This window comes from Nonomuraea sp. PA05 (assembly GCF_008086045.1).
GTDB lineage: Bacteria > Actinomycetota > Actinomycetes > Streptosporangiales > Streptosporangiaceae > Nonomuraea > Nonomuraea monospora.
On sequence record NZ_VSEY01000018.1, the window covers coordinates 61,933 to 75,823 of the forward strand.

Below are 13,891 nucleotides of genomic sequence, written 5' to 3' on the forward strand. Positions count from 1 at the left end.
TTAACGCCGGCCGGCGCGCGGTGCCGTCGTCAGTTCCAGATGCCGGGAACGCCGGCGGGCACGTCGTCCTTGACCTCGCCGCGGTCGATCGTGTCGCCCCGCAGCGGCATGCCCACGGTGACCTCGCGGCCCCAGTCGGTGAACCGGGTGTCCGACTCGACCTGCACCGTGGTCTTGGACACGGGCAGCGTGGCCTTGACCGCCACCCGCCGCACCAGGCCCTTCTCCCCGAAGTACAGCACGTACGAGATCTTGCCGGTCTTGAAGCGCGTCCCGTAACGCGAGGCGAACGGGGCCGAGACGGCGGCGAGCTTGGCCGGCTTGATGGTGCCCTTGAGAATGCCGTCCTTCCAGGACGTGCGGGCCGCCACCAGCGCCTTCAGCGTCGCCGGGTCCAGAACCTCGACGAGCAGGTTGCTCGGCGGCTGCTTCACGCCGCTGTAGCGCACGTGGCTCGCGTCCGCGGTCAGCAGCGCCTGGTCGACCACCGGGCCTGAGACGTAGCTCACGCTGCCCGAGGAGATCAGCCGGACGGGGCCCGCCTGCAGCCCCTCCGTCTCCTTGGGGCTGGACTTCTTCATCTCGCGCAGCAGCCTGTCGCTGTACTGCACGGTCTGGCCCAGGTCGGAGGCCACGGGGCCGCGCGAGCCGAACCCGAACGTGCCGTCCACGGCGGAGCTGACGACCCGGTCGCCCGGGTAGGTGATCTTCGCCGTCGCCTGGAGGTTGACGGCCCGGCCTGGCGCTAACTCGGCCTGGAGGGCCCTGACCGGGTCTGATGCGGCCTGCGCGGGCATGGCGGTGAGCTGCACCACGCCTGCGACCACGGCGACACCGACGATGGTTCGCTTCATTGGTTTCCTTGGGAACGGTCCGGAAAGACGCGAACAATCTGGTGCATTGAAGATCGCCAGTCAAGCCGAAGGCCCCCGGAGGCTGCTCCAGGGGCCCAGGGCGCGCGGATCAGGCGGGGAAGTCCTTCGGGTTGACCCGGCTGGTCCCGGCGTTGCCGCCGCGGACCGGGTTGAGGGTCAGGGACCACCCGGGGATCCTGGTGGCGGTCGTCCTGTACTTCAGTTTGTCGTTGAAGCGCTGGTAGACGGCGTTCCGCGTGAACCTGCCCTTGGACACGTTGAAGCGGGTGCCGGTGGTGAAGTAGATCCGGTACGTGCCGTCCCTGACGTCGTTGATGGTCGCGGTCGACTTGGCGCGGACGTAGATGCTGATCGCCTTGGTCTTGCCTCTGACCAGGGCGACGACCCCGTCCGTCGACAGGCCGTTCTTGATCTTGAGCCTCCCCTGGCCGCCGCTGATGCGGTCGTAGAGGATCGTGCCGTTGCGCGGACGGGCCAGCGCCGACTCGGCCGACAGTGTCACCGTGGTGGCGACGCTGCCCCCGGTCACGGTGGTGGCTCCGGCCGGGGACGCCGTCAGCAGACCGCCCGCCAGAGCGACCGCGGCCACGACTCCGGTGCGCATGGCGGTTCCTTCGAGAAGCCTCTTCACAGAACATCTCCTTCGTGACGCATGGTCACGGTAAAGATAGGTTAAAGGGGGTCTCGTCCGGTACCTGATACGTCATTGGGATATCGTCGCCCGCCCAGGCGACGTAGCCGTCGGGGCGGACCAGGACCACGGCGGGCATCCCGGGCACGGCGGGGCCGGTGTACCGGGCGACCTTGACCTCCCCCTTCACCGCGGCTCCCTTCGCTCTCGCGTCCACCAGCAGGTGGCGGCCGTCCCTGAGCAGCTCGTACACCCTGCCGTCCGCGCATCGGAGGTCGGGCATGCGGCGGCCCGTCCACGGGTGGGCATGGCGGGACGCGGCGGGGTACCGGATGCCCAGCCCGGTCAGCCGCCCGGCCAGGAACGTGCGGGAGCGGCCGTACCGCAGGGCCAGCCGCAGCGTCAGCGTGCGGAACGCGCGGCGGATCGCCGAACGGCCCAGCACCAGGCGGTTGAAGGCGTCGGTCAGGGTGAGCACCTGGGCGCCCACCCGGTGCCGCTCGCGCTCGTAGCTGCCGAGCAGGCTCTCCGGCGCCCGGCCCCGCACGACGGCGGCCAGCTTCCAGCCGAGGTTCATCGCGTCGCCGATGCCGGTGTTCATGCCCTGACCGCCCAGCGGCGAGTGCACGTGAGCCGAGTCGCCCGCCAGGAACACCCGCCCGGCCCTGTATCGCTCCGCCTGCCGGCGCTCGCTCAGGAAGCGCGTGCTCCACCGCTGCTCCCGCATGCCGAAATCGGTGCCGGCGATGCGCACGAAGGCGTCGCGCATCTCCTCCATCGGCAGCGGCACGTCCAGCGGCACCTGCTCGCGCAGCCGGTCCCAGGCGATCGCGCGGAACCAGCCGTCGCCGAACGGGATCATGAGGACCACGCCCTCGCTGCTCGCCTTCGCGAACAGGGCGTCCGGCGGCGGCTCGGTGGCGCGGACGTCGGCGAGCAGGATGTGCGTCGCGTACTGCTTGCCGGCGAAGTCGATGCCGGCCAGGCCGCGCACCTTGCTGTGGGCGCCGTCGCAGCCGACGACGTAACTCGCCGTCTGCGTGCTTCCGTCGGCCAGGTCCAGGATCACCCGCCGGTCGTCCTGCCTCAGCCCCACGACCTCGGCGCCGCGCACGATCTGCACGCCCAGCTCGCGGGCGCGCTCCTCCAGCAGGTGCTCCGTGCCGCTCTGCGGGACGATCAGCACCATCGGGTACCTGGTCGCGAGCCTGCGCAGGTCCAGCGTGGCGCCGGGGGCCGGGGCCACGCTGTCCACCGGGACGCCGCGGGTCAGCAGGTCGTCGGCCATGCCTCTGGCGTCCAGGAGCTCCAGGGTGCGGGCGTGCACGGCGAACGCGCGGGTGAGGTTGGGCTGCTCCGTGCGGCGCTCCAGGAGCCGGCAGCGGACGCCGGCCAGGGCCAGCTCACACGCCAGCATGAGGCCGGTGGGGCCGGCGCCTACGACGATCACATCGGTCTCGGTCATCGGGGATCACATTCCCTCCGGGGTCTGGACGTCACCACCATGCGTGAGGGGCGGGGGGCGTCGAATCGGTGAAGTACACAGTCGGGGTCGCCGGTGTGCGGCGGCGCGGGGACGGGGTCGGTGCCGGTACCTGTGCCGAGGCCGGTGCCGGTGCCTGTGCCAGTGCGGGGCCAGTGCGGGGGCCGGGGCGGGCCGGTGGACTGGTGGAATCACGGATGCGAGCCGTCCACGGGCGGGCGCAGAGTCGTCCGGTGCGGCATGACGAGACGGTGCTCCCCGTGGCCGGTTCCCTGGTCCGCGCCTACCGCGCGGGCGCGGGCACCGAGCTGGTGCTCCTGCATGGCGGCAGGCCGGGCGGCGGATCGGGCGGCGGGCCAGACGCCGGATCGGGCGGCGGATCGGGCGGCGCCAGGCAGGCGTGGGAGCCGGTGTGGACGATCCTGGCCCGGCACGCCCGGGTGACGGCCCCCGACCTCCCCGGCTTCGGCGGCACCCCCACGGGCGGGACCGTGCCCACGCTCACCGGCTACGCGGCGTGGCTGCGCACGTTCCTCGACGCCTGCGCCATCGACCGGGCCGCCCTCGCCGGGATGTCACTGGGCGGCGGGATCGCGCTCCGTGCGGCGCTCGACATGCCGCACCGGATCAGCCGGGTCGCGGTGTGCGGCAGGCTCGACCGGCGGCTGGACGGTGTCGCCTGCCCGGTGCTGGTGCTGTCCGGCGCACCCTGCCGGGTCGCGGATGAGCTGGCGGCCTTCCTGTGCACGGCGAAAGGCCGCTGATCGCTCAGCGCACGGCCAAGGGCCGGTGGCCGCTCAGCGCTCGCCGTCGAGGAGGCCCGGCCGTTCCAGGGAGAGCCGCACCAGCTCGGCCCTGGACGACAGCCCCAGCTTCACGAACACCTTGTGCAGGTGGTAGTCGACGGTGCGCGGGCTGAGGAACAGGTGCGCCGCGATCTCCCTGTTCGTCCCGCCCTCGCTGACCATGCGCGCGATCTGCGTCTCCTGAGGGGTCAGGTCGGCGACCGTGCTGGGGTCGCGTTTGCGCGCCGTCTCGCCGGTGGCCTGCAGCTCCACCCGGGCGAGCCCCGCCCAGGGCGCGGCGTCCAGCCGTTCGAACGTCTCGCGCGCCGCCCGCAGGTGACGCCGCGCCTCGGCCCGCCGCCGGCGCCGGCGCAGCGCCTCGCCGAACAGCAGCGCCGTCCTCGCGGTGTCGAACGGCCGGCCGGCCCGCGCGTGCAACGACAGGGCCTCGGCGAAGTGCACGTCGGCGTCGCCCGCCCCGGTGTTCCCGACCAGGCCGCGGCAGCGGGCCACCAGCGCGTGCGCCCACGGGGACCTGGCCGGTTCCGCCCAGCGGCGCAGCAGGTCGAGGGCGTCCGCGGCGCGTTCCGGGCGGTCCGCGCGTACGGCGGCCTCGACGAGATCGGCGGCGGCGAAGATCTTCACGATGGGATGCCCCTCGCCGGGAGCGGCGTCCGCGAGCGCCGCCAGCCGGTCGAACGCCTCCCCCGTCCGCCCCTCCCCCAGGTCGAGCAGGGCCAGCGCCCACGCCGCGATGCCGGCCGGCGGGCCGAGGCGCTGGCCGATGGCGCGGGCCAGCGCGGCGTCCGCCTCCGTACGGCACTCCTCGGCCCGGCCCTGAACGGCGGCGATCCAGGCGAGCACGGCGCGGTGGTGCGCGGCCGTGTTGTCCTGCCCGGTGTCGAGCGACAGCCGCAGTCCTTCGGTGGCGGTGGCGCGGGCGGCGGCGAAGCGGCCCGTCCACATCTGGAGGGCGCCGAGGGGGGCGAGCACCAGCGGCAGCACGCTGACCGCGCCGGCCGTCCTGGCCCGTACGGCTGCGGCGGTGAACAGGTCCAGCGCTGTCGCGTCCTCGCCGACGAACATCGCGGCGCCCGCCGCCATGGTGAGGCTCTGCGGGTCGGCCGAGTCGCGGGCCAGGGCCCTTCCCTCGCGCAGGAGCGCGGTGGCCTGCTCTGTGTCGCCTGCCAGCAGGGCGGTCAGCCCGATCATCAGCTTGCCGCCCGCGGTGACGGCCTCCTCGATCGGCGGCAGCCCGGCCAGCCGCCGCCCCGCCTCGGCCAGCCTGGGCAGGTCGGCGGCGGTGAAGGCCAGGCGGCCTGCTTCGATCAGCATGCGCGCGGCCTGCCCGGGGCCCGGCGCGTCCACCTCGGCACGGCCCCGGGCCTGGTCCGCCGGTGCGCCCACCTCGGCGCCGCCCCGGGCCTGGTGCGGCGGTGCGCCCAACCCGGCGCCGCCTTGGGGCGGGTTCGGGGCGGCCGCGAGTTCGGCGCCTGCCATGAGCACCACGTAAGCGCTGTCCGGCCGGCCGCAGAGCCCCTCGATCGCGCCCCGCACGTGCTCGCCCCTGGCGCGGAGCCGGGGGTCGGACGTGTGGTGGGCGGCCTCGTCCAGGAGGGCGCGGGCGCGGTCGGGCTGGCCGGCCAGCCAGGCCGTCTCGGCGGCGAGCGTGAGGCGGCGCGCGCGGAGGTCGGCGCGCGCCGTCAGCTCGGCCGCGCGGCGCAGGGCGGTGGCGGCGGAGGCGTGCCCGCCACGGCGGGTGGCACGTTCGGCCGACGCCTCCAGCGCACCGGCCACCGCCTCGTCGGGGCCGGTCGCGGCGGCGGCGAGGTGCCAGGCGCGCCGGTCGGCGTCCCCGTCCGCCAGCGCCGCCGCCAGGGCCTGCTCCACGGCCTGGCGTTGCAGGAACGTCGCGCCCCGGTAGACGGCGGAGCGGACGAGCGGGTGGCGGAAGGACAGGACGGCGCCCTCGACCCGGACGAGACCGGCCTGTTCCGCCTCGTCGAGCGCGTCCGGGGCCAGGCCGAGCGACCGGGCGGCCCGGAGGACGAGGCCGACGTCGCCGCTCTCCTCGGCGGCGGCGATCAGCAGCAGGGTCTGTGCCGGGCCGCGCAGGCGCCGCACCCTGGCCAGGAACACCTGCTCGACCACCTCGCCGACAGGTAGGCGGGCGGGCAGTGGCCGGGTGCCGGCGAGCTGGTCGGGTGAGAGGGAGCCGGGTAGTTCGAGGAGGCCGAGCGGGTTGCCCGCGGTGCTGTCCACGAGCAGGGCGGCGACGCCGGGAGCGAGCGCCACGGAGGTGCGTTCGGCCAGCAGGGCCTGGGCGGCGTCGGCGTCCAGGCCGCGTAACCGCAGCTCGGGCAGCCCGGCCAGCGAGCGGGGGGATGCCGATGCGGGGGAAGGCGGGCGCGGGCCGGCAGGAGCCGCGGTGCCCGCGAACGAGGCCGCTGAAGCGGCCGGGGCGGGGCCTGGTTCCTCGTCGCGTACCGCGAACAGCAGCACCACCCCCTCCGCCTCCAGCCGCCTGGCCACGAACGCCAGCGCGTCGGCGGAGGCCCCGTCCAGCCAGTGGGCGTCATCGACCAGGCACAGCAGCGGCCGCTCCTCCGCCACCTCCGACAGCAGGCTCAGCACCGCCACGGAGACCAGGAACCGATCCCCCTCGACGGGATCCCCCATCCCGAACGCCCCGCGCAGGGCCGCGGCCTGCCCCGGCGGGATGGCGGCGGCGCGGTCCGCGACGGAGTGCAGGAGCTGGTGCGCGGCGGCGTACGGCAGCTCGGCCTCGGACTCGACGCCGCCGCCCCGCAGCACCCGCATGCCGTCGGCCCGTGCGGCGGCGTAGTCGAGCAGCGCGGACTTGCCGATGCCCGCCTCTCCCCGCACGACCAGGACGGCGCTGCGTCGTTCGCGAGCGCCGTCGAGCAGCCGCGCGATGAGAGCGCACTCCCGCTCCCGGCCATGCAGCATGCCCTGATCGTACGACCGCTCAGTGGCTGAAGGTGGTGGCGCCTTCGTCGCCGATCCACCGCCGCATGGGGACGGTGCCGCGTCTGCCGCGACGCCCGGCGGCCCGCGTCCTCACCCTGACAAGCCCCCCGCCAACCGCGCGCACAATTCCCAGACAGCCTCCTGGGCCCCAGGGTCGAGCGCCGACGCGGGCATCGGCTTGCGCCGGCACCTGTCATCCACGTAGACCCCGCTCACCCCGTCCAGTTCGGCGCTCGTGGCCGCGTACACGCTGGATCGCGCCGACCGCGTGAGGTCGGACAGGAACAGCGGCGCGACGACCTTCAGCACCAGCGGCGCGACCGGCCGGTAGAGGATCGGGAACGCCCGGATGGGCGTGACCCGGTTCATCGGCGTGTGGCCGTGCCCCGGGTAGACCACGTTCGCCGTCACCCGGCAGGAGCCGCGCAGCCGCTCGGCCAGGCGGCACGTCATCGCCATGGTCATGGTCTTGGTGTGGTTGTAGTGGCTGAACGTCCACCCGAGGTACCGGCGCTCACCCTGAAGATCGCCGGTGTCGATGGGTCCGCCCGGGATGCCGCCGGTGAGGTTGACGACGCGGGCGGCGGGGGCGCGCTGGAGCAGCGGCAGCAGCAGGTGGGTGAGGGTGAAGGGCGCCAGCACGTGCGCGGCGAACATCTGCTCCACGCCGTCGGCGGTCACCCGGCGCTCGGGCGGGTTGACGCCGACGTTGTTCACCAGCACGTCGAGCCGGTCGTAGCGGCCGGCGACCTCGGCGGCGAGCCTGCGCATCCCGTCGAGCCGCGTGACGTCGGCCGGGACGGCGTGCACGCGGTCGTGCCCCGCGCTGCTCCTGAGGTCCTGCGCCGCCCGCGCGCCCCGCTCCGGGTCGAGCCCGGCGACGATCACCGACGCGCCGCCGCAGGCCAGGCCGCGGGCGGTCTCCATGCCGATCCCGCCGGTGCCGCCCGTGACGAGGGCGACGCTGCCATTTCTGTCACTTGATGTCATGAACAGCACTATATGTCACCCAATACACTCGGACGCATGGCGGGGTTGAGAGAGCGCGCGCGACGGGCCGTACAGGCGGAGCTGGCGGCGGTGGCGCTGGAGCTGTTCACGGAGCGGGGCTTCGACGAGGTCACGGTGGACGACATCGCCCGCGCCGCCGGGGTCTCCAAGCGCAGCTTCTTCCGGTACTTCCCGGCCAAGGAGGACGCCGTGTTCGGCGGGGTCCAGGTGATGGGCGACGACATCGCCGAGCAGCTCGCCGCCCGGCCGGCGGGCGAGCCGCCGTGGGAGACGCTGCACGCGGTGCTGCGCGAGTGGGTGGCGCGCATCGACGCCGAGAGCCAGGCCACCCTCCGGCTGATCGAGCGCACGCCCTCGCTGCGGGCCCGTTTCCAGCAGAAGCGAGAGGAGGTGCGCGGCAGCATCGCCGAGGCCCTGGCCGTGCGCACCGGCCTGGACGCCTTCACCGTCGATCTGCTGACGGCCGCCGCCGGGGCCGCCGTCGAGTGCGCCTCCCGCGAGTGGCTGCGCGCGGGGCCCGGAGGCGATCACATGGAGCTCGTGGACACCGCCTTCACCCGCCTGCGCCCGGCCGCCGCCACTCCCTGACCGCCCGGACGCCGAACTCTGCACGCCGAGCCGAGGGGTGTCCCTTATGCCCTAGACTGCGGCAGATGTTCGCGGCCCCCGCCCGGCTGGCCTGGCTGGACGCCCTGCGGGGACCGGCAGCGCTGGCCGTCACCATGCACCACGCCGGCTGGACGTTCGTCCCGGCTGTATGGGCCGAGATCGACCGCCGCGTGGACCTCGGCTCGTTCGGGGTTCTCGTGTTCTTCCTGGTCAGCGGCTACATCATCCCCGCCTCCCTGGAACGCCGAGGCGACCTGCGCGCCTTCTGGACCGGCCGCGCGTTCCGCCTGCTGCCGCTCCTGCTGACCGCGTCCTGCCTGGCGCTGCTGCTCACCGCGACAGGCCTGCTGCCCGCCCCGCCTGGCCTGGGCGAGCGCCCCTGGCCGCTGGTCGCGCTGGGCAACGTGAGCATGCTGCAGGAGCTGCTCAACCTTCCCGCGCTGATCAGCGTGACCTGGACGCTCTCGTACGAGATGGCGTTCTACCTGATGAGCGTGGCCCTGTTCGCCACCCGCCAGGCCCGCAGATCGGCGGGCATCGCCGTCGCCCTCGCCGTCGCGGCCGTCCCGCTGGGCCTGCTGCTGCCGAAGGCGACGATCGGCGGCCGGGCCGACCTGGCCGCCGCCGCGCTGGCCCTGGCCGTGCTCGCCGCGATCGCGGTGACCGTGCTGGCCTCGGAAGGGGCGCGCACGGTGGCGGCGGTGGCGGGCGGGCTGCTCGGCCTGGCGCTGGTCGTGCTGGGCAGCCGGGGCGGCACCTGGCAGGGGGTGATCGTCCTGGCCGTGATGTTCACCGGGACGGCGATCCACCGGGCCGAGCAGGGGACGATCCCGTGGCGGACCGCAGGGGTCACCGCGGCCGTGGTGCTGGCCTGCGGGCTCCCCGCCAAGGGCGACTCCACGTGGGCGGCGGCGATGGTGCTGGCCTTCGGCGCGTTCGCGCTGGCGTACGCGCTGCGCGGCCGGCGGTTCCCGCGCTGGCTGCCGTGGCTCGGGCTGATCAGCTTCTCCGTCTACCTGCTGCACCCGATCCTGCTGCACCTGCTGCCGAACCTGGCGCTGTTCGTGCCGGCCGTGATCGCGCTCAGCGCCCTGACCCACCACCTGATCGAGACGCCCGGCCAGCGGCTGGGCAGGCGCCTGGTCAGGCAGGCCCGGGGGCGTTAGGCGCGGCGCCCCTGCCGCACAGGTAGCCGACGACCATCTCGCCGACCATCCGCCGCTGCCTGGCCCGATGCTCGGCCGCGGTCATGTCGCGCCCGAACAGCGCGCCGAACGTGTGCTGGTTGGCCACCCGGAAGAAGCAGAACGCGCTGATCATCATGTGCACGTCGATGGCGTCGGCCTCGGTGACGAAGTCGCCCGACTCCTGCCCTGCGTCGAGGATGCGGGAGATCAGGTCGAGCACGGGCGTGCCGAGGTTGCCCAGCACCTCGGACTTGCGGATGTGCTCGGCCTGGTGGATGTTCTCGATCGCGACGAGCTGGATGAACTCCCGGTGCGCGTCGTGGTGGTCGAAGGTCAGCTCGGCCAGCGTGCGGATGGCCTCGACCGGCGCCAGGTGCTCGACGTCGACGGTGCGCTCCACCTCGCGCACCTCGGCGTACGCCTTCTCCAGCACGGCGACGTAGAGCCGCTCCTTGCTGCCGAAGTAGTAGTAGATCATGCGCTTGGTGGTGCGCATGCGGGCCGCGATCTCGTCCACGCGCGCACCCGCGTAGCCGTAGCGGGCGAACTCGCGCTGCGCGACCTCAAGGATCTCCGCCTTGGTACGGTCGGCGTCCCGCTGGCGTTCGGAGGTGGCGGGGGGCGAGGTCATTCGCTCATCATAGGCTGGCCGGCGGCCCGCACGGCGACCGGCTCAGAACGGATGGTGCGCCTGCTGGGTCGCCGGCGTGATCCAGCGGGTGCTGGTGAAGGCGTCCACGGCCCAGCGCCCGCCGGAGCGGTCGCGGGTGATGCTCATGAAGGGTGCTCCTCGGTCAGGACGCGCTGGGCGACGGCGAACGCGGCGTTGGCGGCGGGGACCCCGCAGTAGACGGCGCTCTGCAGCAGGACCTCGCCGATCTCGTCCGGCGTGAGCCCGTTGCGGAGCGCGGCGCGTACGTGCATGGCCAGCTCTTCGAGATGCCCGTGGGCGACGAGCGCCGTGAGCGTGATGCAGCTACGCGTACGGCGGTCGAGGCCGGGGCGGGTCCAGATCTCGCCCCAGGCGTAGCGGGTGATCAGATCCTGGAAGTCCCTGGTGAACGGCGTGGTGCGGGCCACGGCGCGGTCCACGTGGGCATCGCCGAGCACCTCCCGCCGCACCCGCATGCCGGGCAGGGCGGGCAGGTGGGCGAGCAGCGCCTGGGTGACCCGCTCCGGCTGGTCGGCGGGCGCCAGATGGGCGGCGCCCGGCAGCTCGACCAGCGTGGCGTCCCGGATCCCGTCGGCCAGCTCCCTGGCGTGCGCCGGAGGCGTCGCGGGATCCTCGCGCCCGGCCACCACCAGCGTCGGCACGGTGATCTTCGGCAGGTCCGCGCGCAGGTCGTAGCCCGCCAGGGCGTCGCAGCACGCGGCGTAACCGGCCGGGTCGGCGGCGGCCAGGTCGTCCAGCAGCGCCTGGTGCGGGGCTCCGGCGAACCAGCGGCGGGCGGTCGCCTCCAGCAGCGGCGCCGTGCCCTCCGCGCGGACCAGCTTCGCCCTGTCGTGCCACGACCCCGGCTCGCCGAACCTGGCGCTGGAACAGATCATGGCCAGGGAACGCAGCCTCCCCGGGTGGCGGGCCGCCAGCGTGGCGCCGATCGCGCCGCCGATCGAGACGCCCGCGAAGTGAAAGGTGTCCATGCCCTCGGCGCTCGCCACGTCCAGGACCAGGGCGGCCAGGTCGTCCATGGTGCCCACCGGCGGGGTGGGCGAGTCGCCGTGGCCGGGCAGGTCGAACCTGAGCACCCGGAACGTGCGGGCCAGCGCGGGAAGCTGGGCGTCCCACAGACGGGTGGACGTGCCCAGCGACGGGGCGAGGACGAGCGGCTCTCCCTGGACGGGGCCGTCCAGGCGGTAGTGCAGCGGCATCAGTGCGGGGCCTTGTCTTGGTGGTGGTCGAGTGCGCGGTCCACGAGGGCCGGGGCCGGGCCTGGGTCGCCCTTGACGGTCAGGTTGGCGCGCATGCGGTCAGGGTGCACGCGCAGGTCCGCGACCAGCTCGGCGGCGTCGCGGGCCGCCCCCGACACCAGGCGGAGCGCTTCGCGCAGCGGCTGCCATTCCGCGTGCCAGGCGCCGGACGGGCGCTCGTCCTCGGCGGCGAGGGACGCGTACAGGGTCGCGGCGAGCATGGGGACCTGGCGGGCGGCAGCGGCGATCATCGTGGCTCTGACCGGGTTGTGCTTGTGCGGCATCGAGGAGGAGCCGCCGCCGACGCCCTCGGACAGCTCGCCGATCTCCGTGCGTGACAGCACCAGGACGTCGGCCGCCGGCTTGCCCAGGGCGCAGGCCGTGAACGCCAGCGCTCCGGCCAGGTCGGCGACGGGGGTGCGCAGGACGTGCCAGGGCAGGACCGGCTCGGCCAGGCCCAGCTCGGCGGCGAACCGTCCGGGCAGGCGCAACGCCACCGCCACGGGGTCCGGCACGTCGCCCGTGAGTGGTTGGGGTTGGAAGGCCGCCAGGGTGCCGGCGGCGCCGCCGAGCTGGGCCGGGAGGGCGGCGCGGGCGGCGGCGAGGCGGGCGCGGGCGTCGATGGCCAGCTTGCGCCAGCCCGCCGCCTTCAGCCCGAACGTCGTGGGCACGGCCTGCTGAGTGAGCGTCCTGGCCGCCATCGGGGTGTCGCGGTGCGCGGACGCCAGCGCGGTGAGCCCGTCGATCACCCGGTCGAGGTCGGCCAGGACCGGGGCCAGGGCGCGGCGGGCGACGAGCATGAGGGCGGTGTCGACGATGTCCTGGCTGGTGGCGCCCCGGTGGACGTACTCGCCGTGGGGCGGGCCGGCCGCGTCGCGCAGGTCCTCCACCAGGGGGATGACCGGGTTGCCGCCTGAGCGGGCGCGCGCCACGAGGCCGGGCAGGTCGAACGCGTCCGCGCGGGCGGCGGCCGACGACACGGCGTCCGCCGCCTCGGCGGGGGCGAGGCCGAGGGCCGCCTGGGCACGGGTCAGTGCGGCCTCGGCGTCCAGCATGGCCTGCAGCACGGCGAGGTCGCCGGTCGCCTCGGCCGCGCCCCGCATGGGCGACAACAGCCCCAGATCGGCATGACCGGACGGCGGCTCGGGATCAGCCGAAGTCAAGGAAGACCGTCTCCTTCTCGCCCTGCAGATGAATGTCGAACCGATGAACCCCCTCGCGCTCCTCCACCGCCACCAGCGTCTGCCGCCGCTCCGGCGCAAGCGAGTCGAGGAACGCGTCCTGCCCCAGGTAGATGCGCGTGTACAGGTGGTGCAGCAGCCCGCGGGCGAAGACGCACACGCTGATGTACCCGTTCCGCGGCACGACCGTGCGCAGGGCCCAGTGCCCGTCGTAGTCGGTGGCCACGCGCCCGAACCCGGTGAAGCGCACGCCGTCGCGCCCGAGGATGGCCCCGTTGGTGGGGTCGCGGCGCATGGTGCCGGGCGCTCCGGCGCGGGAGCCGTTCTCGTCGGCCTGCCAGAACTCCAGCAGCGCGTCCGGCACGGGGTCGCCCGCGCCGTCGTAGACGTAGCCGTGCACGGCGATGCCGCCGGTCGCGATGTCGCCGCCGCCGGGGAACGGCAGCGCGTACCCGTAGAACGGGCCGACGGTCTGCGAGGGGGTGGGGTTCATCGGCCTTCCTCCATCCAGGTCGCGGTCGGCCCGTCGAGCACGATGTCCCACCGGTAGCCGAGCGAGTACTCGGGCTCGGACAGGTCGTGCACGTACGTGGCGACCAGCCGCTCCCTGGCGCGCTCGTCGGTGACCGACTGCATGATCGGGTCGTAGGGGAACAGCGGGTCGCCGGGGAAGTACATCTGGGTGACCAGGCGCTGGGTGAACGAGGTGCCGAAGAGCGAGAAGTGGATGTGCGCCGGCCGCCAGGCGTTGAGGTGGTTGCGCCACGGGTACGGGCCGGGCTTGATCGTGGTGAACAGGTAGTTGCCGTCGTCGTCGGTGAGGCAGCGGCCGACGCCGGAGAAGTTGGGGTCGAGCGGCGCGGGGTGGTCGTCGCGCTGGTGCAGGTAGCGTCCGGACGCGTTGGCCTGCCAGATCTCGACGAGCTGCCCGCGCACGGGCCGGCCCTGGCGGTCGAGCACGCGCCCGCGCACGGTCATCCGCTCGCCCAGCGGCTCGCTCAGGTGCTGCTTGGTGAGGTCGTTGTCGAACGGGGTCACGTCACTGACGCCGAACACCGGCCCCGACAGCTCGACCGCCTCAGGGTCCTTGATCGCGACGAGCGGCTGCTGAGGATGGCGGAGCAGGGTGCTGCGGTAGGGGGCGTAGTCGCGGGAGGGGTGGTCGCCCTGCCGGCCGGCGTGTGCCGCGATCTCCTGATCGATGTCGGCCTGCTTGAGGGGTTCGGACAT

The 13,891-nt window shown here is 74.1% G+C and carries 13 protein-coding genes; 3 read left to right on the top strand and 10 right to left on the bottom strand.

The features are described from left to right. Positions 1-29: 29 nt before the first annotated feature. From FXF51_RS27290 to FXF51_RS27300, 3 genes are all read right to left on the bottom strand, one after another. Complete coding sequence (locus FXF51_RS27290) at positions 30-854, bottom strand: hypothetical protein (RefSeq protein ID WP_148437524.1); 825 nt, start codon at positions 852-854, stop codon at positions 30-32. A 109-nt stretch (positions 855-963) separates the two neighbouring features. Then, on the bottom strand, positions 964-1,479 hold the full coding sequence (locus FXF51_RS27295; RefSeq protein ID WP_148437525.1) for a hypothetical protein: 516 nt from the start codon (positions 1,477-1,479) through the stop codon (positions 964-966). Positions 1,480-1,531: 52 nt separating this feature from the next. Further along, a complete protein-coding gene (locus FXF51_RS27300; RefSeq protein ID WP_148437526.1) occupies positions 1,532-2,971 on the bottom strand; it encodes an FAD-dependent monooxygenase in 1,440 nt (479 codons plus the stop codon). Positions 2,972-3,222: 251 nt separating this feature from the next. Between FXF51_RS27300 and FXF51_RS27305 the strand changes: the two genes are divergently transcribed. After that, complete coding sequence (locus FXF51_RS27305) at positions 3,223-3,753, top strand: alpha/beta fold hydrolase (protein WP_187414594.1); 531 nt, start codon at positions 3,223-3,225, stop codon at positions 3,751-3,753. Positions 3,754-3,786: 33 nt separating this feature from the next. Here the strand turns inward: FXF51_RS27305 and FXF51_RS27310 are convergent, their stop codons facing one another. Both FXF51_RS27310 and FXF51_RS27315 read right to left on the bottom strand, forming a co-directional pair. After that, the gene (locus FXF51_RS27310; RefSeq protein ID WP_148437528.1) at positions 3,787-6,744 is read right to left on the bottom strand and encodes a helix-turn-helix transcriptional regulator; all 2,958 of its coding nucleotides are present in this window, start codon (positions 6,742-6,744) and stop codon (positions 3,787-3,789) included. Positions 6,745-6,855: 111 nt separating this feature from the next. Beyond that, positions 6,856-7,755: an SDR family NAD(P)-dependent oxidoreductase gene (locus FXF51_RS27315; RefSeq protein WP_148437529.1), complete on the bottom strand. Its 900-nt coding sequence runs from the start codon at positions 7,753-7,755 to the stop codon at positions 6,856-6,858. Positions 7,756-7,791: 36 nt separating this feature from the next. On the opposite strand from FXF51_RS27315, the gene FXF51_RS27320 reads away from it, so the two are divergent. Further along, positions 7,792-8,364, top strand: coding sequence for a TetR family transcriptional regulator (locus FXF51_RS27320; RefSeq protein WP_222871492.1), 573 nt, complete (start codon positions 7,792-7,794; stop codon positions 8,362-8,364). Positions 8,365-8,429: 65 nt separating this feature from the next. Beyond that, complete coding sequence (locus FXF51_RS27325) at positions 8,430-9,551, top strand: acyltransferase family protein (protein WP_148437531.1); 1,122 nt, start codon at positions 8,430-8,432, stop codon at positions 9,549-9,551. Here the strand turns inward: FXF51_RS27325 and FXF51_RS27330 are convergent. The 5 genes from FXF51_RS27330 to pcaH form a co-directional block, all read right to left on the bottom strand. After that, positions 9,529-10,203 carry a TetR/AcrR family transcriptional regulator gene (locus FXF51_RS27330; RefSeq protein WP_148437532.1) on the bottom strand — a complete coding sequence of 225 codons (675 nt, stop codon included), beginning with the start codon at positions 10,201-10,203 and terminating at the stop codon, positions 9,529-9,531. The genes FXF51_RS27325 and FXF51_RS27330 overlap by 23 nt on opposite strands. Positions 10,204-10,346: 143 nt before the next feature. Next, entirely contained in the window at positions 10,347-11,441 is a 1,095-nt protein-coding gene (pcaC, locus tag FXF51_RS27335) for a 4-carboxymuconolactone decarboxylase (protein WP_148437533.1), read from the bottom strand. After that, positions 11,441-12,643, bottom strand: a complete 1,203-nt coding sequence (pcaB, locus tag FXF51_RS27340) for a 3-carboxy-cis,cis-muconate cycloisomerase (protein WP_262379872.1) — start codon at positions 12,641-12,643, stop codon at positions 11,441-11,443. The genes pcaC and pcaB overlap by 1 nt, the downstream gene beginning before the upstream one ends. Continuing rightward, positions 12,630-13,154: a protocatechuate 3,4-dioxygenase subunit alpha gene (pcaG, locus tag FXF51_RS27345; RefSeq protein WP_148437534.1), complete on the bottom strand. Its 525-nt coding sequence runs from the start codon at positions 13,152-13,154 to the stop codon at positions 12,630-12,632. Before pcaG ends, pcaB begins: the two co-directional genes overlap by 14 nt. Beyond that, positions 13,151-13,891, bottom strand: a complete 741-nt coding sequence (pcaH, locus tag FXF51_RS27350; RefSeq protein WP_148437535.1) for a protocatechuate 3,4-dioxygenase subunit beta — start codon at positions 13,889-13,891, stop codon at positions 13,151-13,153. Before pcaH ends, pcaG begins: the two co-directional genes overlap by 4 nt.

What these genes read in the sequence shown, in the direction of transcription:
- FXF51_RS27290 (WP_148437524.1), bottom strand. Translation starts at nt 854, where the DNA reads ATGAAGCGAACCATCGTCGGTGTCGCCGTGGTCGCAGGCGTGGTGCAG.
- FXF51_RS27295 (WP_148437525.1), bottom strand. Translation starts at nt 1,479, where the DNA reads ATGCGCACCGGAGTCGTGGCCGCGGTCGCTCTGGCGGGCGGTCTGCTG.
- FXF51_RS27300 (WP_148437526.1), bottom strand. Translation starts at nt 2,971, where the DNA reads ATGACCGAGACCGATGTGATCGTCGTAGGCGCCGGCCCCACCGGCCTC.
- FXF51_RS27310 (WP_148437528.1), bottom strand. Translation starts at nt 6,744, where the DNA reads ATGCTGCATGGCCGGGAGCGGGAGTGCGCTCTCATCGCGCGGCTGCTC.
- FXF51_RS27315 (WP_148437529.1), bottom strand. Translation starts at nt 7,755, where the DNA reads ATGACATCAAGTGACAGAAATGGCAGCGTCGCCCTCGTCACGGGCGGC.
- FXF51_RS27320 (WP_222871492.1), top strand. Translation starts at nt 7,792, where the DNA reads ATGGCGGGGTTGAGAGAGCGCGCGCGACGGGCCGTACAGGCGGAGCTG.
- FXF51_RS27325 (WP_148437531.1), top strand. Translation starts at nt 8,430, where the DNA reads ATGTTCGCGGCCCCCGCCCGGCTGGCCTGGCTGGACGCCCTGCGGGGA.
- FXF51_RS27330 (WP_148437532.1), bottom strand. Translation starts at nt 10,203, where the DNA reads ATGACCTCGCCCCCCGCCACCTCCGAACGCCAGCGGGACGCCGACCGT.
- pcaC (WP_148437533.1), bottom strand. Translation starts at nt 11,441, where the DNA reads ATGCCGCTGCACTACCGCCTGGACGGCCCCGTCCAGGGAGAGCCGCTC.
- pcaG (WP_148437534.1), bottom strand. Translation starts at nt 13,154, where the DNA reads ATGAACCCCACCCCCTCGCAGACCGTCGGCCCGTTCTACGGGTACGCG.
- pcaH (WP_148437535.1), bottom strand. Translation starts at nt 13,891, where the DNA reads ATGTCCGAACCCCTCAAGCAGGCCGACATCGATCAGGAGATCGCGGCA.